The following is a 19,462-nucleotide window of genomic DNA, read 5'->3' as shown; positions in this document are numbered from 1 at the left end:
CCTTATGAACCTCTGGTTTCGTCTGCTTTCTATGCTGTGCCGTCGCCCATGGCGCACACCCGCCCATGGCCTGGCCACCACCGTGGTGCGCATGCGGGTCTGGCCCCTGGACCTGGACATCAACCGGCATGTCACCAATGGCCGCTATTTTTCCCTGGCCGATGTCGCACGGATGGATTTCGTCTTGCGTACCGGGGCCTTTCGCGTTGCGCTACGCCACAAGGCACTGCCCATCGTCGGCGACACCTGGGGCAAGTTCCGTCGGGAATTGAAGCTGTTCGAAGCGTTCGAAGTACACACCCGCATGCTCGGCTGGGATGCCAAGTGGAGCCTGATGGAACACCGTTTTGTCAGTCGCGGCCGCGTCGTCGGCGTCGTCGTGATGCGCGGGCTGTTCCGCTCGGCCAAGGGCACCCTGCCCCCTGCTGAGTTTGTACGGGAACTGGGCTTGGACCCGACGTCACCGCCGATGCCGCAGTGGCTCAAGGACTGGGCGCAAAGTTGCGAGGACATGAGTGCGCACTTACGCAAAGAGGAGCAGACCTGAGAGCGCCACCACCCTCGCGTCGATCATCACGCCCTTCCCATTCCTGCACCGCGATGAGGCAAGGCTTTAAACCTTGCCCCAATGCCAAAAAAATCGTTGGGGCTAAAATACTTACCGAGCCTTACGAATTTGCACTAGCCTATGTCTAAGTTCAGCTAAAGAACCTCGCAACATCCCCCAACTCCCCCGCCGCGCCCTCAAAAATAACGTGACGAATGTTAAAATTTGTCACGTTTTACCGTATTCAATTCGATTAGTATCTAAATGCTAGCAGCGATTGAACTGGTGGCCTTGCATGCCAGAAAAGGGAGTAGGTTATGCATTTTTCCAATGTGCTTGCTATTGCACGGACTCAATCGAAATCGGAGGACTTTCGGGCGCTGATAGTTCGCACTGTACCGAATGATTTAAAAGTCGATACACGTTGCTACGGGCAACTAATCGAGGCTCATGAAAATCACGCACACTACCGTGCCGTTATTATAGAAATTGATACGCCCTCTGCGATAAATCAAACGCTGGACATTATAAGAAAGACCCGGAGCGACAACCCGGCCTGCACAATATTCGTTGTTGTGACGTTTGCCTCCACCCTGAGCAAGACAAAATACTACCTGGCCGGTGCTGATTATTGCGTCAAGGTGGTAGAAACCTCCCCCGACAAAAAACTAAGCCTGTTTGATGCGTTCCTAAGCGAAAGCGCGCGCCTGAATTGCTGCGGTTTGATGCTCGACCAAGATCGTATGTGCCTGTATGGCGCCGGCAAAAAGCTGGAAATATCCTTCGTTGAAATGAAAGTACTCGAAGCGCTGATCCAGAACAGACTCCTGAGTCACAATGAAATTGCCGAAGTCATGGGCCTTAATACCAAGTATTACGACTCCCGGGCGCTGGAAAAGTCTATCAGTCGCCTGCGCAGTAAGATCAAGGCGCACTACGGCGATAACATCATTCAGAACATTCGTGGCTATGGCTACAAACTCAGCCGAGGGTTTATTCACGCCAACCATTGCCACGCCATCGAGGAGAGTTCGAACCGTGAATAGTGAACAACTATCCGCCGCCGACGTTATGGAACTCACGATGACCCGGCAGGCCATCGTCGAACGCAGTCAAGCCCTGTGGGGCAGTGAAATCAGCGTGGTGGGCAGCGGTGATCGCGAGCAACTTGACTGGGCCTACGGCGAAGCGCTGCGTCGCACTTTACCGCGCCGTAAAACACTTCAGGTGATCGCTCACAGGTTTGTCAAAGTCGATCAGGCTGCGTTAATGAACGATACCCTCATTCAAAACATCGTTCAGGTGGCGCACGCACTGGAAAAACAAGGCCACACCTTAACGCTCAGCATTGATAACCCGCTCGACGCGCTGCCAGGTCCCGTAGAGCGCAGGGCCATGGTGCGCCAGCTGTATAAACTCAAAGACCAGAGCGGTATCAAGTTGGCCTACAACCACTACACACTTGATACAAAACCCGGCGACCTGTTAATCGACCTGAAACTCTACGACTACATCAAGATGCCCTTCCCGGACTCAGCCCTGCGCCTGAGCCTGAATACGCGCTCCGGTCTGTTCGATCGGCTCTACGAGCGCATGCTGGAATTGATCAATGCCGCCCGAGTGCGCTTCATTGCCGAAAATATCGAGTTTTCCGATAGCGCAATGTTGGCTAAAAACTTGCCATTCGAATACTTTCAGGGCGGCTATTACTCACCTGCCGACCGTTTATAAAACCCTGCCTCTTCCCTGATATCGGTGGACACTATGAGCTCCCTTAAAAAACACGCCTTCACCCCGGCGCCTCCCGCTATTGCCCTGCATGACTTCACGCCCAATGCAGAGCTGTTCCACTACGACTTGAACGCACTGGCCACTCACGTGCTCACCTTTTCGCAGCCGTTTAACAGTGCGCGCCAGGAATCAAGAATGCCTTCGCCCAAGATCGCTGATAGCCCGCCGCATAACCACACTCGCCCTACGGATAACCAACTCGAAACACCCCACCCGTCTGCCCAGGACGTCTGGCTGCTGACCCAACATGATCGAATACTGGTCAAAGGTGATCTGCGTATTTCACTGACCAGTATTGAGTCGGCGTTAATACAAAAAATGCTGCACCACGAAGAACGCGTGGTCAGTAAGGAAGAGTTGATCCGTAATATAGGCCGCGAGCCTGACCACTACCGTGGCCTGGAAATGTGCCTCAGTCGTTTGCAGGAAAAGTTCAAGCGCGCCAATGAGGGCGAACGCTTGTTCCGTGCCGTCAGAAACCGTGGTTATTGCCTCACGCAGAAAATCAAGAAGCCGTTAGAGCTGACCCCCGCGCGTCGTTAATATAATAATAAGCTCCAGGCCTTATCACACACCCTGCCTATTACCAGCCTTTTATACCTGCCCTTTTATAACATCACCCTAACAACATCGCCGACACCTTGTTATAAGTCGTCAGCCAATGCCCCCGGCCGTTCATTACTATCCATGGGTACGCGCTTGCGCGTGCCTGTCGTTTAGTGCGGCTTATACCGCGACTTGATTAAAGCCTGCCACTACGTGCGTGGTCGCCACCGGGAGCAGAACTATGCTGAACAATACTAGAATGCATCGCAACCTGACCCCCAAGGGTCTAACGTTCTGGGGCCAATGGACGCTGGCGTCAAGTTTGGTCGTTGCCGTGTTGTTTATGTTGGTATTTTTAAAAACGGGCCAACTTGAGCATACCTATCGAGTGCTCGCCGCTTTTACCATACTGGCCTCTCTTCCGGCGTATAGCCTGTGCGATGTCTACAGTAAGAAAGATGATTATGCCGTGGGCTTGGGACGGCTGTTCATGGGCTGGCTGTTAACGGTGGGCATATTGTTTGCCGTGGGGGTGGTGTGTGACGCCGGCGCACTGTTCCCGTTGGAAACGTTATTACTATGGGCAGCGTTGAGTTATCCATTATTGGCACTGTGTTATATCCCCCTGCACAGCCTGTCCCGCTATTACCATCGCCAACTCCATGAACGGCAAAGGTCATTAATCGTGGGTACCGGCAAACTCGCCGTGGACTTGGCCCGAACACTCTCGCGCCAGAAACGCTCGCCATTGGTGGGGTTGGTCGGCAGCCGCGCCGAAGCGGTCGAAGGCGCGCAACCGCAGATACTCGGCGAGCTGCCGCACTTGCCGCAATTGATCCGGCAACACGGCATTCGTCGGCTCTATATCACCCACTCGCTGCAGGAAGCCACGCACATCGAAGCGTTGTACCTCAACCTGCTCGACATCAGCGTGGATGTGATCTGGGTACCCGACCTCAATAACATGCTGCTACTCAACCATTGCGTGGCCGAAGTGGATGGGCTGCCGGCGATTTTCCTCAATGAAAGCCCGTTGACCAGCCGCCCCACCGCCGCCCTGAGCAAGTCGCTGCTGGACAAGAGCATCGCCTTGCTGGCGATCATCGTGCTGAGCCCGGTGCTGTTGCTGTTCGCCCTGCTGATCAAGCTCACCTCGCCAGGCCCTGTGATTTTCAAGCAGGAACGTCATGGCTGGAATGGGGAGGTGATCAAGGTGTGGAAGTTTCGCTCGATGCGCGTGCATGACGACCATGAAGTGCGCCAGGCCAGCCGCAATGACTCGCGGATCACCCCGGTAGGCCGGTTTATCCGCCGCACCTCCATTGATGAGCTGCCGCAGTTGTTCAACGTGCTGCAGGGGCATATGGCGCTGGTCGGCCCACGGCCCCACGCTATTGCGCACAACGACTACTACTCGGGGAAAATTCTTGCCTACATGGCCCGCCATCGGATCAAGCCCGGCATCACCGGCCTGGCCCAGGTCAATGGCTGCCGGGGCGAAACCGAGACCCTGGAGAAGATGCAGCGGCGCGTCGACATCGACCTGCACTACATCAACAACTGGTCGCTATGGCTGGATATCAAGATCCTGGTGAAGACGCCGTTTACGCTGCTTTCAAAAGACATCTACTGATAACGGCCAAAGGTGGGAGGGAGCGTGCTCCCTCCCACCTTTTTTTATCCGCGTTATCCGCGCGGCAGGCTTGCTCGCTTCAGCCTGTCTACTCGGTGATCTTCTCGAAGTTGTTGTAGAACCGCCCGCTGTCACGCCCCTCTGTCATCGTGTGCAATGAGTAGGCACGGTTGAGGCGTGCCCCGCCATCGCGGGTCAGCGGTGACCAGACTATATTGGCGCGACGCATCGTCGAGGTACTCATGAATTCGTCGAACGGGATGGAAATATAGATCCCTTTGTCGAAACTGCCCTCGCCGTAGTCCGCCTTCGAGGCGGTCGTGAGTGTGACCCATGCGCCAAACCTCACGCCGTTCTTGAACTCGCGCGACAGATCCACGGTGGAACCCCAATCGCGCGCCAGATAACGCCCGACACTGACTGCCGCCTGCACATCACCCGGCAGCTCGGTGTAGCTGGTGACATGGCCGGTCACCGTTTGATAGTCACGCAACCCGAACCCCTGGTTGAAGTCACGCTGGCGCACGACGTTCACGTCGGCGCCCACTGACCAGCCTTGCCCCACGGGCCGATAAAGCACTTCGCCGCCGACCCCGGCGAACATGGATTCCAGGTAACCGCCGTAGACCATGCCATACAGGTTCTGATCCAACTGCACGGCATGGTTGAGCTGGAACGTCGGCATCGTTACGTCGGAGGTGGTCAGGTACTTACGCAGGTCGGTGCGCACGCGCGGCAACCCGCTCGGCGCATCGTAGGTGAACTTGTCATAGTTGTTGTACAGGTTCGCGCTGAGCATGCCGCTCCACCAGATATCGCGGGTAAAACGGTACTGCGCGTCGGCATCGGCGCTGAACTGATAGAGCAGCCCGTCAGGGCCGCCGATGTTCTGTTTGTAGCCCAGGCCAACGCCATAAGTGAACGGGTCCAGGGCCTGGGTATAGAGGGTGGTCTCCCGATGGGCGAGCGCCGGATTGACTTCAGTTGCGCGGTGCAGATCCTGCAGCGGCCGATCATTCTTGAGCACCGCGCGGAAGGTGCCACGCGGCACACTGGTCTCTTCTATCGACATGTCGTAACGCTGATCGACCAGGGTGAACCATTCGACGTCCTGGTTAACGCTGTTGTCGAGAATTCGGCTAGCCCGCCCTACCGTCTTGGCCGGGTTGAAGTAACGGGACTGTTCGCCATACACCAACAACTCCGGACCACGCTGGGCAATGCGCTTGACCTGGTAGCCGGCGTTTTGCTGCAACCGGCTGGACACATTCGCCCAGTTCACCTGGTCCAACGGGGTCGACGGCACCTGCGGCGGCAGCGGTTCGGCAGGAGGGTCATAAGTTTTGACGGGGGCCTTGCGGCTGACAAAGTTGGTGTGCAACGTAATGCCGAACATCGCAGTATTGCCGCGTTCCCAAGCAGCGCTCAGGTCGACGCTGTCGGCCAACTTGTAGACGACGCCGACGTTGATCGGCAGGTCTTGCTTGATCGGGTTATCCAGCGGCTCATTCTTGTAATCATTGCCTTCGTATTCGAGCTTCAGGCTCAGCGGCTCCCAGGGGGTCTGATAGGCAATCCCGCCAAACAACGAGGGGTGGCCCCTGAAGTAAGCGTTGGTGTTCACTTCGCCCGCCCTGGCCACATCCGCATCGCTTTGCGGCCGGTCGTTGAATTGGCTGCCCACTATCGCCAGCGGGTTGCTCAAATCGCCCCGGTTGCCCAAGTAACCCCAGGCAAGACCCAGGCTGAAATCAAGGTCGCCGTAACGCTTGTTGGCGACGAAATATTCGCTGGAGAACAAGCCTGTCCCGCCGATGTCACGGGCGCCGATTGCGACTTGCGGAGCCCAGTGGCTCTCATCCCAAAGCCGCGCTTTCACATCGATGGCCTTGTCCTTGAAGCTTTGATTGCCGCTCAACGCCTCCGGGCCGTACTGCCGGTTAGTGATCGCGGTATAGCGGAACGAACCCTCCAGCCAATCAAAGGGCTGGAAGGAAAAACTGTAGCGCGAATAGGGGTCTGTACGACTGGCGGTAGCGCTTAATTCCCCGACAGGCGCCATGCGCGCGGTGGGTGTCTGCAACAGACCGACACCGCCAAAGTCATTTTGGGTGTAGCGCGGTTCGCCATGAACCAGCCCACACGGCAAGAGCAATGCAGCAGCAAAACGTAGCTTCAAGGGGCCACCTCAGCCAAGGGTTGAGTGGCGAGAAACTCGGCCAACTGTTCATTGAGTTCAGGTGTCGGCGATTGCAGATCATCACTTCGGATGGGCACCAGGATCCGGCTGCCGGGGGCAGGCATAACACCTTGCTCATGGTTCCATGGCGCCACGCCCAGGCGCCTCACGTGGCCATCGGGCTGAATCAACCACACATAATCGCTTTGGGCGTCGCTGAGAATCGCGCAGCGCCGGGCGTACACCCAGGCTTCTTGCGCTGCGGCATAGGGCACCTGACAGGTCTGCTCCACCGCTCCCAACACTTCGACGGTGGACGGCCGGGCCGGATAGATCAGGCGGTCGCCCTCATCGAGCGGGCTATCAAGCGCAAACCCTACCTCCAGGGCGATCGGATCAAGCACCGCAACCTGGCGCCCGGTAACCGGCAACCGCTCCACTTGCTTATACAAACGCGCGCTCAATGCAGCGCGAGTGTCACGCCCCTCCAGCAAGGCGACTTGCTGCAGCAATTTCAGATCGAACAACACCCCGGCCTTCAAGCGGGCCTGCGGGCCTTCCAGGGAACGGTGCAGCCACGCGGCGCCCAACCAGTAACTTTCGGCGTTGGGCTGGGTTGCAAGGATCACGTCCCGCAGACGTGTGCCGGGTTGGATGGCGAGGTTGCCGGGGCTTCGGACATCGCCGCTGACGGTGATGTCGGCCTGGCTTAGCCCCGTGGCGAACATGCACGCGCCGAGCAATAAAAGGCTTGGATACTTCACCGGACAGCCTCCCGATCAGGGCGCAATTGCACTATTTTCAGAAAAATCTGCGGCGTCAGGTGCTGCTCGCTTTGCATGATGAAACCGTCCTGGGGGTCCACCCAGTAACGATTGGTCGCGCGAAAATCCAGATCGGGTATCGCCACCTGCTCGTCGATTCGCAGCAAGGCGTAGTCCCTGTTCAGAATCCGGATAGGTTCGATGTCGTGCCTGCTGAAACGGCTATTGACGCTAAGGCCGACGCGGTAGCCTTGGTAGATATCGATCCAGCGCGTGCTGGTATGCCCGTCGTGCAGATGCTGCAGACCGCGCTTGAACGGCGACTCTCCATCAAAGCGCGTGCCATCGAGCGACACCCCCAGCCCGACCGTGCGCACCACCAGGCCGTCGCGCATCAGCAACACCTGGTTGCCGGATGCGAGCCAGAACTGCAGGTCGCCACGTCGACGCGCCATGGCCATCACGCCCTCGCTGGTAACGGTCGTCACCAGAATTTGCGGATACGGCACGGCCGCTACCTGGGCCGGAGTCAACTCCAGCGAGGCAGGCCCCTGGGCGGACGCTTTGAACGTGTCCCATGAAGCCTTCATCAAGGGGTTGCACCCACACAGCAGTAGCGCCGTCGTCAGAACGGCACCGGTATGCAAAGTTTTCACGGATTGACTAAGCCTTATCTGCTGTTGGCTTCACTGAGATTGTTGACCGAGCTGGCCCCGGTCCCGAGGACACTGGCCGTAGGCAGAAGCTGGCTGATCAGGCGGTTCCAGCGGGTCACGCCGGCCGGGCCGACATACACGATATCTTGCGGTTGCAGGTCGAAACGAGTGGCCAATACCAGGGCGGACGGCGACTCGGCATTCAGTTGGAACACCTGGGCCGGCTCGGTTTCCAGATTGCCCGCGCCTCGGATCACGTACACCGCGTTGCCATTGGAGGTGGTCTGGTTCAAACCGCCCACGGTGCCCAACGCATCAGACAAGTTCATCGACTTGCTCTTGAAGCTCAACGCCCGGGGTTGGTTGACCTCCCCCATCACGTAGATCCGTTTGAGGTCGTTGTAAGGCAAGTACAACTGGTCACCGCCTTTGAGGTAGACCTTATGCAGTGGCGAGTCCCGGCGGTTGAGGGTGTCCAGGTCCAGCGTGTACTCGCGACCATCGCGCGTCAGCGTCAGCCCCGAAAGGTCAGCATTCATCGGGTCTACCCCAGCGGCGCCGATAGCTTCCACCACGCTCAGCGCATTGGTAGTGATCGACTGTTGACCCGCTTTTGCCACGGCACCGGAAACCACCACTACCTGGCTGGCAAAGCGCAAGACACTGACATCCACCTGAGGGCTTTCTACAAACTGTGACAGTCGCTCGGCGATATACGCCCGTAGTTCTTCGATGGTTTTACCGGCGGCCGGGACATTGCCGATATAGGGGTAAAACAGCGTGCCATCCGGCCGCACCAGACGGCCGTTGGCATCCAGTTGTTGTTGCGGGCCGGAAGGCGCCGTCAACTCGGGGTGATCCCACACCGTAATAAACAACAAGTCATTGGCGCCGACGCGATAACCGCCCGGAATATACGACAGCAGTTCGGGGGCAACCGTCTCGCGAACATGCAGGGCGGCATCCATGGCAATCAGCTTCGGCGTGATGGGTATAAGCTCCACCCGGCTACTCTCGGGAGAGCCGTCACGTGTCAATTGACTGGTGTCCATATGTTGGCCAGGGGAAAACATACAGCCGTGCAAGGTAATACTTGCCAGCGTCACAGCAAAAAGCCTTCGGGTCATAATGGCACTACACTAGTCGGGGACAAGTCCAAACAAGATCACCCAGAAGGTTCTGAGTGATCTTGAACAACACACTTCGCAGGGGGTTCAACGGGTACCCGTAGTTCCGGTGGTGCCCGAGGTCCCTGTGGTTCCGCCATTGGAGCTTCCTCCGGAGCTTGATGCCGCCGCCACGGCGCCGGCGACCACCACCGCCGCCACCACGGTCTCACCGACCGTGACAGCGCCTACCACCGGGGTGCTCAAGCTTAGGGGCTCTTCAGCCGCCCATACGGTGGTGCTCATTAAAACCAGCAAGCTGGCGGTAAACAGTTTCTTCATAGCAGACTCCTCCTCAACATCAACAAGTTGATATTAAGAGACGGTGATGGAACAGCAGGTATATAGACTTAGGCGTATCAGCCGAACACACTCGGCTAAGCGCCAGTCTCGTTTGGAGCATGTCATTTATAAGTGCTGCATGCCATACAACAGCACTTTCCATGTGTCACGCACAGGCCGCAAAACTCGTTGCGAACATTGAACACGTTTAAGGATATTTGCGGACATTAAGCGCCATAACAGCGATGTTACGCACAATGTTGCAGCCGCCAGCGTCCGAGCCAACCGCCCCACTGTTATTATTCGTCAGCCTTACCGAAACGGCGTTCTGTTAAATAATGATATTCACGCGTACCGCGACAGAAAATAACATTCGCCCGTGAAAACCCAGTATTAACAGGCGCAAGTATCACTGCCCTGACCGGGCAGTTTAGATAACGAGTGATGCACTTCCCAGTTGTTGCAATACCTGTTGCAGCTCTACCTTCCAACTGCGCGTCGACACCCCATAATCCTGTTCGAGGGTCTGGCAATCCAGCACGGACCAGCCCGGACGTTTGGCTTGCGTCGGGAACTCGGCGGAGGTAATCGCCTTCAACCGAGGTTTCTTTTCAAGCAGCGCCTCGGACCGCGCCTGGTTGAAAATCTCATCGGCAAAGTCATACCAGGTGCAAGCAGGCGCACCGCTGTAGTGGTACACGCCCCATTTGAGCATGCCGTCGCGGCGAAAAATCGTCGCCAGCGCCCACAGGGTGTCGGCAATACTGCCGGCGGAAGTCGGGCAACCACGCTGGTCCGCGACGACGGCCAGCTCATCGCGTTCACGCCCAAGGCGAAGCATGGTTTTAACAAAGTTGTTGCCATGCGCGCCGAACACCCAACTCGTTCGCAAAATCACATGGCGCGAACAATGCTGCTGCAGCTGCTGCTCACCCGCCAGCTTGCTGGAACCATAAACACCTGAAGGTGCGGTGACGTCACCCGGTGTATAGGGGAGCGTGTGGTTGCCATCGAATACGTAATCGGTAGAAATATGCAGCACGGCAATACCCTGTGCCTGCGCTGCGCGCGCCAGGTGCGCAACGCCATCGCGGTTCACCGCATAAGCCCGCTCGATATCGCTCTCAGCCTTGTCTACAGCGGTATAAGCCGCCGCATTGATCAACAGTTGCGGCTTGATCCGCGCCAGGACCTCCTCGACCTGAACCGAGTCACTGATATCCAGCTCACCCGAACCATAGCCAATCACGTTGAACCCGGACGGTGCCCTGAGCAGCAGCTCGCGCCCGACCTGCCCCTGTGCTCCGGTGACGATTACACGCATGGTCATTCTCCGCTCAGCAAGGCGCGCAAGCGCGGGTGGCGCTGATCTTTTTCCGATAACAACGGCGAACCCAGAGGCCAGGCGATGCCCAGGTCCGGGTCATTCCAAAGAAGCCCACCCTCGTCTTTCGGGTCATACAGATCGGTGCATTTGTATTGAAAGTCGGCGGTATCGCTCAACACGCAGAAACCGTGGGCATACCCCGGCGGTACCCACAATTGGAGATGGTCCTCGGCGGTCAATTCAACCGCCACGTGTTCACCACAGGTCGCAGACGCCGGGTCGATGTCTACGACCACATCGTAGACCGCGCCTCGGGTCACCCGCACTAACTTGCCTTGAGGACGGCTGCGTTGGAAATGCAGCCCACGTAACACGCCCTGTGCGGAGCGCGAGTGGTTATCTTGCACGAACGGCTGTTCAATCCCAATGTCGCGATAACGCTGCTGCTGGTAACTCTCCAGGAAGAACCCGCGGGCATCACCATAAACGCGGGGTTCGATAATCAGCACACCGGGCAACCTGGTTTTGATGACATTCATTTCGCAGGCTCCGAAGCGAGTACCTGTGCCAGGTATTGGCCATAACCGGTTTTGCGTAAATCCGTGGCTTGTCTATCCAGTTGCGCCGCCGACAACCAGCCCTGGCGGTAGCCCACTTCCTCAAGGCAAGCCACTTTCAGCCCTTGGCGTGCTTCCACGGTCTGAACGAAATGCCCGGCCTCCATCAAGGAGTCATGGGTGCCGGTGTCGAGCCACGCGAACCCACGCCCCAGCACGCTGACGTGCAAATCCCCACGCTGCATGTAAGCGTTGTTCACGTCGGTGATTTCCAGCTCGCCACGCGTTGAGGGCTTGACCTGCCTGGCAATGTTCACCACGTCGTTATCGTAAAAGTACAGGCCCGTGACCGCGTAATTGGACTTGGGACGCTCAGGCTTCTCTTCGATGCTGATCGCCTTGCCGTGGCTGTCGAAGTCGACCACGCCAAAACGCTCGGGGTCGCTGACACGGTAGCCAAAGACGGTAGCGCCGCTCTTGCGCTGGGACGCTTCATGCAGCAACGCGCTGAAGCCGTAGCCATAGAAAATATTGTCGCCCAATATCAGCGCAACATTGCTGTCGCCGATAAAGTCTTCGCCGATGATAAACGCTTGCGCCAAACCATCCGGGGACGGCTGTTCGGCATAACTGAGCTCAATGCCGAAAGAAGAACCATCGCCCAGCAGGCTTCGAAAACTGGGTAAGTCTTGCGGCGTCGAGATAATTAATATCTCGCGGATACCGGCCAGCATTAAAACCGACAACGGGTAATAGATCATCGGCTTATCGTAGATGGGCAGCAGCTGTTTGGAGACGCCGCGGGTAATGGGATGCAAGCGCGTGCCGGAACCGCCCGCCAGAACAATGCCTTTCATGGAGTGCTTCCTTTTTGAGAATGTCGATGGGTGAGGCAGTGTTTAACCAGTTCAAGCGTTCTGACCCAGGCGCTCCGGCCGGTACTGACCATTGAGTACGCGTTGCCACCACGTCTTGTTTTGCAAATACCACTCAACAGTTTTGCGTATACCGCTTTCAAACGTTTCGTGAGGCTGCCATCCCAGCTCACGCGCAATCTTGCCGGCATCGATGGCGTAACGAAGATCATGACCTGGCCGATCTTTAACAAAAGTGATCAAGTCACGATAACGTTCCACGCCGGCCGGTTTGTCGGGCGCCAACTCTTCGAGCAGCGCGCAAAGTGTTTCCACGACTTCAATATTGGTTTTCTCGTTGTGGCCGCCAATATTGTAGGTTTCGCCGACCGCGCCCCGGCACAGGACTTCACACAGCGCACGCGCATGATCTTCAACAAACAGCCAGTCCCGCACCTGCAAACCATCGCCATATACCGGCAGCGGCCGGCCATGAATGGCATTCAGAATCACATGGGGGATCAACTTTTCGGGGAAGTGATAAGGACCGTAGTTATTTGAACAATTGGTCACCAGCACGGGTAAGCCATACGTACGCTGCCAGGCCCGAACCAAATGATCCGAACTGGCCTTGGACGCTGAATAGGGCGAGCTGGGCGCATAAGGCGTAGTTTCCGTGAACAGGCTATCGGGGCCGTCCAGGTCGCCATAGACCTCGTCTGTCGAAACGTGGTGGAAGCGAAACCGGTTTTTTGCGTCAGGCGCCAACGCACTCCAGTAGCGCCGGGCCGCTTCAAGCAACGTATATGTCCCGACAATGTTGGTCCGGATAAAGTCAGCGGGGCCATCGATAGAACGATCGACATGGGATTCCGCCGCCAGATGCATTACCGCATCCGGGCGAAATGTCATGAAAATCTGGTCCAGCGCCGGGCCGTCCCCTATATCGGTTTTAAAGAACTGATAGCGCGACGAGTTTTCGACACTGGCGAGTGAATCGGTATTGCCCGCATAGGTCAGTAAGTCGAGGTTCGCGACGCTATGGTTTTCATTTATCAGGTGGCGGACCACGGCTGATCCAATGAAACCGGCGCCACCGGTAACGAGGATTTTTTTAAACATGAGTGAAGATCCTGAGGGTGGAATAAAACTCGATCGAGCCCCGTTATTGATCAGCGGATCGCCGGCGCTCACGCTCGGCCATATTTATCTTCAAAGCGCACGATGTCGTTCTCACCCAGATAGGAACCGGACTGTACTTCGATCAGTTCAAGCGGGATCACGCCCGGGTTTTCAAGCGCATGCACCTGACCGATAGGGATGTAAGTGGACTGGTTTTCAGTGACCAAGTAGGTCTTCTCTCCATTGGTCACCTTGGCCGTACCGCTCACGACGATCCAATGTTCCGCCCGGTGATGATGCATCTGTACCGAAAGCTTGGCGCCGGGTTGCACAGTGATACGTTTGACTTGGTAGCGGTGGCCTTTGTCTATCGAGTCATACATGCCCCAGGGGCGATAGACCTCGCGGTGATTGACGTACTCGTGCCGGGCGGATTGCTTGAGCCGCTCGACTATTTTCTTTACGTCCTGTACCTGGTCTTTGTGTGCGACCAGGATCGCGTCATTGGTTTCGACAATGACCAAGTTCTCGACACCGACCGTTGCAATCAGGCGGCTGTTGGCGTGAACGTAGGTGTTGAACGTGTTCTGGGCAACGACATCGCCCTTCAATACGTTGCCTTCGGCATCTTTGACGAATGTATCGGCGAGCGCGGACCACGAGCCGATATCGCTCCAACCGGCGTTCATCACGACCATGACCGCGTCTGCGGTGCGCTCCATCACCGCGTAGTCAATGGAGTCTTCGGGGCAAGTAGCAAACACATCACGGTCAACTCGGGTGAAGCTCGAATCCCTGGAACCGTTGTTCAGCGCCTCACTGCAAACAGAAAGGATCTGCGGGCAGAATTTCTGCAACTCCTCCAGATAACGGCTGGCACGAAACAGAAACATGCCGCTGTTCCAGAAGAATGTTTTGGCCAACAGGTACTGTTGAGCCAGATCCAAGTCCGGCTTTTCGACAAAACGGTTCACGCGAAAGCCGCACTCGCCGACAGGTTCGCCCTTCTCGATATAGCCGTAGCCGGTTTCCGCATACGTCGGAACAACGCCGAAGGTGACTAACTTACCGTCCAAGGCCAATGGGAGGGCGCAGTTGATACTTGCTTGAAACGCTTGCACATCCTTGATGGTGTGGTCCGCCGGCAAGATCAACAGCAAGGGGTCCTCCCCATCGGCAGTGGCCTGCAATGCCGCCAATGCCAGCGCCGGCGCCGTATTACGGCCGACGGGTTCAAGCAATATATTCGCGTCTTCCAGCCCCAACTTGCGCAGTTGTTCAGCGGCCAGAAAGCGATGTTCTTCGTTGCAAACAAGCCTGGGTGTCCGTACATCCAGCCCCTTCAACCTCTGGATAGTGGCCTGAAGAAGAGAGATGTCAGTGTCCACCAACGATAAAAATTGCTTGGGGTTTAATTGACGCGACAACGGCCACAGGCGCGAACCCGTGCCTCCAGATAAAATCACCGGAATCATGTGACACCTCATCGAAAAGTAAACGTCAGGATCAGCTTGAAATGATCAACGGCTCAGGCGGGATACCATTCAATTAACAGCTGTTCATAGGCACTCAACACCTGCTCCCACTTGAAGCATTCGGCAAACCTGGCCGCACCGGCTTGTTTCAATGCCAGGGTGCGTTGTGGGTCTTCCAATAGTTCATCGAGTAATCGAGAAAGCGCCTGGCTATCGGAAAAATACGCAGCGCCCCCACCCACTACCCAGCGGTTGAAGGGGTTGTCGTGCGCAATGATTGCGCAACCGGCGCCCAACGCCTCGACCAGAGAGGGGTTGGTTCCGCCGACACGATGACCGTGCAGATAAAAACGGCTGAAATACCTCAGCGCCTGGACGACTTTGGCGTCGTAGATAGCCCCTGGAAAGACCACTTCAACGCTGGCCGCTTCCATCACTTTCTTATGGTATTCGTTGGTACTCGGCGTGAAGTTTCCAAGCACCACCAGTTTGTGCTGCCTGACGCTCGCACTGAATGCCTGGACCATCTCATAAAAAGAATTTTCCGGTTCGGGCCTGGCGATAATAATCGAGAAGTGATTTGGCTCCAGCGCAAACGTACTTAACACCTCAGCCGCCGCCGACGTCACTTCATCTCCTCCGTAGGGAATCATGGTGATCTTGTCGGCACTGACCCGCGTCGCAAGATGTTCCTTAATCCTTGGGTGGTCGGCCACCAAGTGGTTACCGATCCAGCAACCGGCTCTTTCGTTCAACCAGAACCACGCCTTGGCTATCTTCCCCCACTTCTGCCGATGCCACTCGATACCGTCCATATTAATAATATTCACTTGGCCTTTGAGCCGCTGAAGGCTATTGAAAACAGCGGTGTTATAGCCCAGCGTCAGAAACAGGCCGCGCTCACCCAGCGCGTGCCAAACAGCCTTCAAGTCGAATATAACCGTGCCCAACGCACCCTCCCGAGACACCGGGATATGAACACGGCGGATACCGTTCCATTCTGTTTCAGTGACGCTGCCCGTGCCGCTTTCCTGGCAGTAAACCGTGATGCGCCAACCTTTAGCCTGCAAATACACCGCTAACTTTTCGGCAAATGTCTCGAAGCCGCCGTGCTGCGCCGGGATACCTCTTATTCCAAGAACCAGCAAATGCCTACTCATAGTTTTCGAACACCTTAATATGCTGACGCGCGACCAGTGACCAATCATGTTTTTCAACCATCGTGGTGCGAGCGCGCTGCGAAATGTGCCGCGCAGTGCTGGAACCCAGCGCGTTGATTATTTGTTGCGCCAAATCGTGCGGGTTATCCGTTTCAAACAGAAACCCGTTTTCATTTTCGTCGACAACCTCGACCATCGGCGGTAACCGTGAAGACACCGTAATACAGCCATACGACATGGCCATCAGCAGTACGCCACTTTGATAAATCTTCTTATAGGGAAGGACCACAATATCGGCGGCAGAATAATAAAAGTCGACCTCCTCATCCTTGATGTATCGAATATGCGGAATAACCACGTCAGAGATGTTGTTCGATTTTATTAAACTCTCATAACCCTGGAATGAATCCTTCCACACCTTGCCGGCAATCAATAGCACCGCCTGGGGCTCACGCTTGGCGACGATCTGCATCGCGTTCAACAGTACATCCAACCCCTTTACTTTTTTTATCTGGCCAAAAAAAAGTATGATTTTCTTATCTTCAGGCAGCGCCAGACGCCGACGCGAAATGACGCCCTCGCGCCGTTTCACGAAGGGCAGATAATTACCATGGGGAATGACGGTGATGTTCGTCTTCAGACCTTGAGCAGCCAGCACGCCCTGCAACTCGCGCCGCGAGAATTCGTTATGCACAATAAATTCCCGCGGGGCCCGCAGAATGGCCGCATGGGTGCGGGTCAGAGACGCGCCTGCAAAAGACTCGACATCATGAATGGTTGCAATGATTTTTATCCGGCTCAAGCGCAATAACCTGCAGGTGATCAACTCCAGTAGCGCATATTGAAAAAAATGCAGGTGGCAGGTTTTTCCACCCTTTTTCTTGATATCCACGATCGACCTGAGCAAGGCAACGAGGAAGCGAGCGAACCTCAGGAATTTATTGGACTGACCATACACACCCTTGAAAAACTTATTGATCGTGAAATTGTTCGAACTCTGCTCCTGCGACTCGGGACACGTATACAGATTGACGCAGGCGTCATTCCAAACCAGCCCTTGTCCGAGGCCGGTATTGTAGTAATTCATTCCGCCATGCCCGCCAACCGGTTCAATGATGAAATAAGCCAATTGCCCCATGAGAAAATCCTTATCCGCTTAATTTAACAACCGATATATTTCGCTGATCGTCGACTGCGCCCGTTGCCTCTGCGTAGTGGCAACCGCACTGACACCCACCGTGTAAGTCGGCATAAATTCGTCTATCGCACCGCGCTCAATCAAACACGTCTCGGTCTGAGTCTCTGCGGTAAATTTCTTATTTTTGTCTGAGTAGTTGTATAGGGAAAACGGCGTACCTAACGAATACGCAACCACGGCGGGATGCAGCCGCGCCGTCAGTATGTGCCGCGCCCCTTTTATATACGCCATGGAGCGGTCGATATCCGAACCGGCGATGTTGAAAACCGTAAAGCCACGGTCTTTCAACTCGCTTTGTGCGTACCGCGACACACCGGTATCAACCTCTGCATCCGCATTGAATATGCCGATCCGGTTAATACGCAACCGCCAGCAAATCCTGATGGATACGTCTAGCAATTGGCTATAAATGTCGCCGCTGGATTGCTCGCCATACCCTTGCAGATCGCGCAGACACACAATGATGTAGTCCCCTGCACTCTCCAGTTCGCCCCCTGCGCCGGCGTCGTCAGTACCCAGCGCGTAGGCCAGGTCCACGGATTGTTTGATTTTTTCACGGCGGGCCCAAGGGTTGATTTTCCTCACCGCCAGCAGCGAGGCTGAATCGCGAATATAAAAGGCTGTGGCCATGACGGTCGCAAAAAATAAAATCAAACGGGTTTTCAGCTTTTTATGATTGTCGACGCCAATACCTGCGTAGATGACATGAGCACCGAACAGGCGAGCCAATGCCATGTATTTGACCCCTCCGGTGCCGCCCTCATCCATGAAACATGTTCCGCCACCCCACACGATGGCAGAACACTTAATCACTGTTTTGTAGGCAAGCCAGCGGTTGGCCTTGTTGAGTTCCACCACAGTAATCGCGCCTTGGCGAATGAAACCCTGTTGTTTAAGTGCTTCGCCATCGCCGTAGGTCAATACCGTATACACCACACCCGCACGTCGCTCAGACAACAGCGACTTGAGCATGAGCAGATCACCAAAGTTATTGCCATAGTAGCCAATGATCACAATGTTCATGCACGCATGCTCTTTTTATAAAGAATGTAATACGAGACGGCAATAAAGCATTCGCTGGCCACAATACTTGCGCCAATACCGTTCGCCTCAAAGGGCATCAACACAACAAACAAGCCCACTTGCAACGCCACGCCAACACTGGCGACCATTATTTTTTTGCTGACCCACTCTTCGCTCAATAACGCCGCCCCTAAAGGTGTTGCGAAAAACCTGAAGCCAATGGACAGCGCGGCGATTTGCAACACCTGCGCGGCATACACATAGTCGCCACCAAATACCAGGTGCACGAGGTCATGGGAATACACACTCAGGCCAATGCCAACCAGCGCCCCCGCGCCCAATGAATACCGCGCATGCTGTAGCGGCAGGTTTTTTTCAGCGCCCGAAAGTGCGTGGTACTTTTTTATAAGGTAGGTGTTAAAAATCGTATTGGGTGCGATATACAGCGCCGTGAGCAGCGTATTACAAATGGCTAAATACCCGGAATACGTCGACCCATAGATAAGCCCCAGCAACGAAATGGGGATTTGCAACTGGGCTATATTCAGCGCGCCATTCAACGAATATTTAACGGAGTCTTTCAGGAAGCTTCGCACCTTCAAAGCCGCCTGTTTGCCGTGCCGTGTCATCAGCATCAAACACAACATCGCACATGAAACGTTGGCAACCCCCAGGGCCATGGCGGTGTTCGCGAGGCTCGGAGTCAGCGCATAAAAAACCCCTGCAACCGCTATGATCCGGAATACCGGTACCAGCACTTGCCCCACGGAAATCCGCAGCGGGCTGCTCCTGAGCTGGCCTTGAGTGATGACGATCGCCTGCGCCGCCAATGCCGCCACACCCGTCGCCAGTGCAACGGCCACGAATCCATCCATTCCCGAACCACATAACAGCAACACACTGACTGCAAAGGCCGCTAGCGTATTGATCGACAGGCAAACATAAGCAACCCGCATCGACGACGCATATTCGCCAGGTGCTCGGCTGACACGCCTCAACAGCAAACTGTTCACACCGCTGAACGCCAAAGCGCCGAGCGTGATGGTAATAGCGTTGGCATATGAGACCAGACCAAAGCTGGCAGCATCCAAGGCTCTACTGAGGATGACCTGAAGCAAGAACGTTGCGCCCGCAGCGCCAAACGATGAGATCAATAATTGAATCGCCTTCAAGGAAAAACTC

Annotated in this window: 19 protein-coding genes; 5 read left to right on the top strand and 14 right to left on the bottom strand. The window is 55.8% G+C overall.

The window, feature by feature from the left end:
- Positions 1-4 precede the first annotated feature (4 nt).
- The 5 genes from AB4N98_RS24220 to AB4N98_RS24200 all read left to right on the top strand — a co-directional run bounded on the left by AB4N98_RS24220 (position 5) and on the right by AB4N98_RS24200 (position 4,517).
- Complete coding sequence (locus tag AB4N98_RS24220) at positions 5-547, top strand: thioesterase family protein (RefSeq protein WP_017527350.1); 543 nt, start codon at positions 5-7, stop codon at positions 545-547.
- 317 nt (positions 548-864) lie between these two features.
- On the top strand, positions 865-1,593 hold the full coding sequence (locus AB4N98_RS24215; protein WP_026067229.1) for a winged helix-turn-helix domain-containing protein: 729 nt from the start codon (positions 865-867) through the stop codon (positions 1,591-1,593).
- Entirely contained in the window at positions 1,586-2,278 is a 693-nt protein-coding gene (locus AB4N98_RS24210; RefSeq protein ID WP_223271476.1) for a YuxH family protein, read from the top strand. Before AB4N98_RS24215 ends, AB4N98_RS24210 begins: the two co-directional genes overlap by 8 nt.
- Positions 2,279-2,311: 33 nt before the next feature.
- A complete protein-coding gene (locus AB4N98_RS24205) occupies positions 2,312-2,881 on the top strand; it encodes a winged helix-turn-helix domain-containing protein (RefSeq protein ID WP_065878786.1) in 570 nt (189 codons plus the stop codon).
- A gap of 244 nt (positions 2,882-3,125) precedes the next feature.
- The gene (locus tag AB4N98_RS24200; protein WP_065878784.1) at positions 3,126-4,517 is read left to right on the top strand and encodes an undecaprenyl-phosphate glucose phosphotransferase; all 1,392 of its coding nucleotides are present in this window, start codon (positions 3,126-3,128) and stop codon (positions 4,515-4,517) included.
- Positions 4,518-4,605: 88 nt separating this feature from the next.
- Here AB4N98_RS24200 and AB4N98_RS24195 read toward each other — a convergent pair whose 3' ends face one another.
- The 14 genes from AB4N98_RS24195 to AB4N98_RS24130 all read right to left on the bottom strand — a co-directional run bounded on the left by AB4N98_RS24195 (position 4,606) and on the right by AB4N98_RS24130 (position 19,452).
- Positions 4,606-6,696, bottom strand: coding sequence for a YjbH domain-containing protein (locus tag AB4N98_RS24195; protein WP_460148958.1), 2,091 nt, complete (start codon positions 6,694-6,696; stop codon positions 4,606-4,608).
- The gene (locus AB4N98_RS24190; protein ID WP_263290948.1) at positions 6,693-7,424 is read right to left on the bottom strand and encodes a capsule biosynthesis GfcC family protein; all 732 of its coding nucleotides are present in this window, start codon (positions 7,422-7,424) and stop codon (positions 6,693-6,695) included. Before AB4N98_RS24190 ends, AB4N98_RS24195 begins: the two co-directional genes overlap by 4 nt.
- 32 nt (positions 7,425-7,456) lie before the next feature.
- Complete coding sequence (locus AB4N98_RS24185; protein ID WP_017527343.1) at positions 7,457-8,116, bottom strand: YjbF family lipoprotein; 660 nt, start codon at positions 8,114-8,116, stop codon at positions 7,457-7,459.
- A gap of 14 nt (positions 8,117-8,130) precedes the next feature.
- Positions 8,131-9,243, bottom strand: coding sequence for a polysaccharide biosynthesis/export family protein (locus AB4N98_RS24180; RefSeq protein WP_017527342.1), 1,113 nt, complete (start codon positions 9,241-9,243; stop codon positions 8,131-8,133).
- 87 nt (positions 9,244-9,330) lie between these two features.
- Complete coding sequence (locus AB4N98_RS24175; RefSeq protein ID WP_042944548.1) at positions 9,331-9,564, bottom strand: hypothetical protein; 234 nt, start codon at positions 9,562-9,564, stop codon at positions 9,331-9,333.
- A 430-nt stretch (positions 9,565-9,994) separates the two neighbouring features.
- Positions 9,995-10,888 (bottom strand): dTDP-4-dehydrorhamnose reductase, encoded by an 894-nt coding sequence (gene rfbD, locus AB4N98_RS24170; protein WP_026067226.1) that lies wholly within the window; start codon positions 10,886-10,888, stop codon positions 9,995-9,997.
- Positions 10,889-10,890: 2 nt separating this feature from the next.
- Positions 10,891-11,430 (bottom strand): dTDP-4-dehydrorhamnose 3,5-epimerase, encoded by a 540-nt coding sequence (gene rfbC / locus AB4N98_RS24165; RefSeq protein WP_003173486.1) that lies wholly within the window; start codon positions 11,428-11,430, stop codon positions 10,891-10,893.
- On the bottom strand, positions 11,427-12,305 hold the full coding sequence (rfbA, locus tag AB4N98_RS24160) for a glucose-1-phosphate thymidylyltransferase RfbA (protein WP_065878778.1): 879 nt from the start codon (positions 12,303-12,305) through the stop codon (positions 11,427-11,429). The genes rfbC and rfbA overlap by 4 nt, the downstream gene beginning before the upstream one ends.
- 51 nt (positions 12,306-12,356) lie before the next feature.
- Positions 12,357-13,424, bottom strand: a complete 1,068-nt coding sequence (gene rfbB, locus AB4N98_RS24155; protein ID WP_017527338.1) for a dTDP-glucose 4,6-dehydratase — start codon at positions 13,422-13,424, stop codon at positions 12,357-12,359.
- A gap of 68 nt (positions 13,425-13,492) precedes the next feature.
- Complete coding sequence (locus AB4N98_RS24150) at positions 13,493-14,899, bottom strand: mannose-1-phosphate guanylyltransferase/mannose-6-phosphate isomerase (RefSeq protein ID WP_017527337.1); 1,407 nt, start codon at positions 14,897-14,899, stop codon at positions 13,493-13,495.
- A 53-nt stretch (positions 14,900-14,952) separates the two neighbouring features.
- A complete protein-coding gene (locus AB4N98_RS24145; RefSeq protein ID WP_017527336.1) occupies positions 14,953-16,059 on the bottom strand; it encodes a DUF1972 domain-containing protein in 1,107 nt (368 codons plus the stop codon).
- Positions 16,052-17,197, bottom strand: a complete 1,146-nt coding sequence (locus tag AB4N98_RS24140) for a glycosyltransferase family 4 protein (protein WP_068935814.1) — start codon at positions 17,195-17,197, stop codon at positions 16,052-16,054. Before AB4N98_RS24140 ends, AB4N98_RS24145 begins: the two co-directional genes overlap by 8 nt.
- 18 nt (positions 17,198-17,215) lie before the next feature.
- Positions 17,216-18,280: a polysaccharide pyruvyl transferase family protein gene (locus AB4N98_RS24135; protein WP_068935812.1), complete on the bottom strand. Its 1,065-nt coding sequence runs from the start codon at positions 18,278-18,280 to the stop codon at positions 17,216-17,218.
- Entirely contained in the window at positions 18,277-19,452 is a 1,176-nt protein-coding gene (locus AB4N98_RS24130) for an MATE family efflux transporter (protein WP_065878770.1), read from the bottom strand. The genes AB4N98_RS24135 and AB4N98_RS24130 overlap by 4 nt, the downstream gene beginning before the upstream one ends.
- Positions 19,453-19,462 lie beyond the last annotated feature (10 nt).

This window comes from Pseudomonas sp. S3_E10 (assembly GCF_054667615.1).
This window is presented reverse-complemented; position numbering and strand designations above follow the sequence as displayed.

Excerpts from the sequence above, each read along its gene's own strand:
- AB4N98_RS24200 (WP_065878784.1), top strand. The coding sequence starts at position 3,126 with ATGCTGAACAATACTAGAATGCATCGCAACCTGACCCCCAAGGGTCTA.
- AB4N98_RS24215 (WP_026067229.1), top strand. The coding sequence starts at position 865 with ATGCATTTTTCCAATGTGCTTGCTATTGCACGGACTCAATCGAAATCG.
- rfbA (WP_065878778.1), bottom strand. The coding sequence starts at position 12,305 with ATGAAAGGCATTGTTCTGGCGGGCGGTTCCGGCACGCGCTTGCATCCC.
- AB4N98_RS24150 (WP_017527337.1), bottom strand. The coding sequence starts at position 14,899 with ATGATTCCGGTGATTTTATCTGGAGGCACGGGTTCGCGCCTGTGGCCG.
- AB4N98_RS24180 (WP_017527342.1), bottom strand. The coding sequence starts at position 9,243 with ATGACCCGAAGGCTTTTTGCTGTGACGCTGGCAAGTATTACCTTGCAC.
- AB4N98_RS24145 (WP_017527336.1), bottom strand. The coding sequence starts at position 16,059 with ATGAGTAGGCATTTGCTGGTTCTTGGAATAAGAGGTATCCCGGCGCAG.
- AB4N98_RS24190 (WP_263290948.1), bottom strand. The coding sequence starts at position 7,424 with ATGTTCGCCACGGGGCTAAGCCAGGCCGACATCACCGTCAGCGGCGAT.
- AB4N98_RS24135 (WP_068935812.1), bottom strand. The coding sequence starts at position 18,280 with ATGAACATTGTGATCATTGGCTACTATGGCAATAACTTTGGTGATCTG.
- rfbB (WP_017527338.1), bottom strand. The coding sequence starts at position 13,424 with ATGTTTAAAAAAATCCTCGTTACCGGTGGCGCCGGTTTCATTGGATCA.
- rfbC (WP_003173486.1), bottom strand. The coding sequence starts at position 11,430 with ATGAATGTCATCAAAACCAGGTTGCCCGGTGTGCTGATTATCGAACCC.
- AB4N98_RS24175 (WP_042944548.1), bottom strand. The coding sequence starts at position 9,564 with ATGAAGAAACTGTTTACCGCCAGCTTGCTGGTTTTAATGAGCACCACC.
- rfbD (WP_026067226.1), bottom strand. The coding sequence starts at position 10,888 with ATGCGTGTAATCGTCACCGGAGCACAGGGGCAGGTCGGGCGCGAGCTG.
- AB4N98_RS24205 (WP_065878786.1), top strand. The coding sequence starts at position 2,312 with ATGAGCTCCCTTAAAAAACACGCCTTCACCCCGGCGCCTCCCGCTATT.
- AB4N98_RS24140 (WP_068935814.1), bottom strand. The coding sequence starts at position 17,197 with ATGGGGCAATTGGCTTATTTCATCATTGAACCGGTTGGCGGGCATGGC.
- AB4N98_RS24220 (WP_017527350.1), top strand. The coding sequence starts at position 5 with ATGAACCTCTGGTTTCGTCTGCTTTCTATGCTGTGCCGTCGCCCATGG.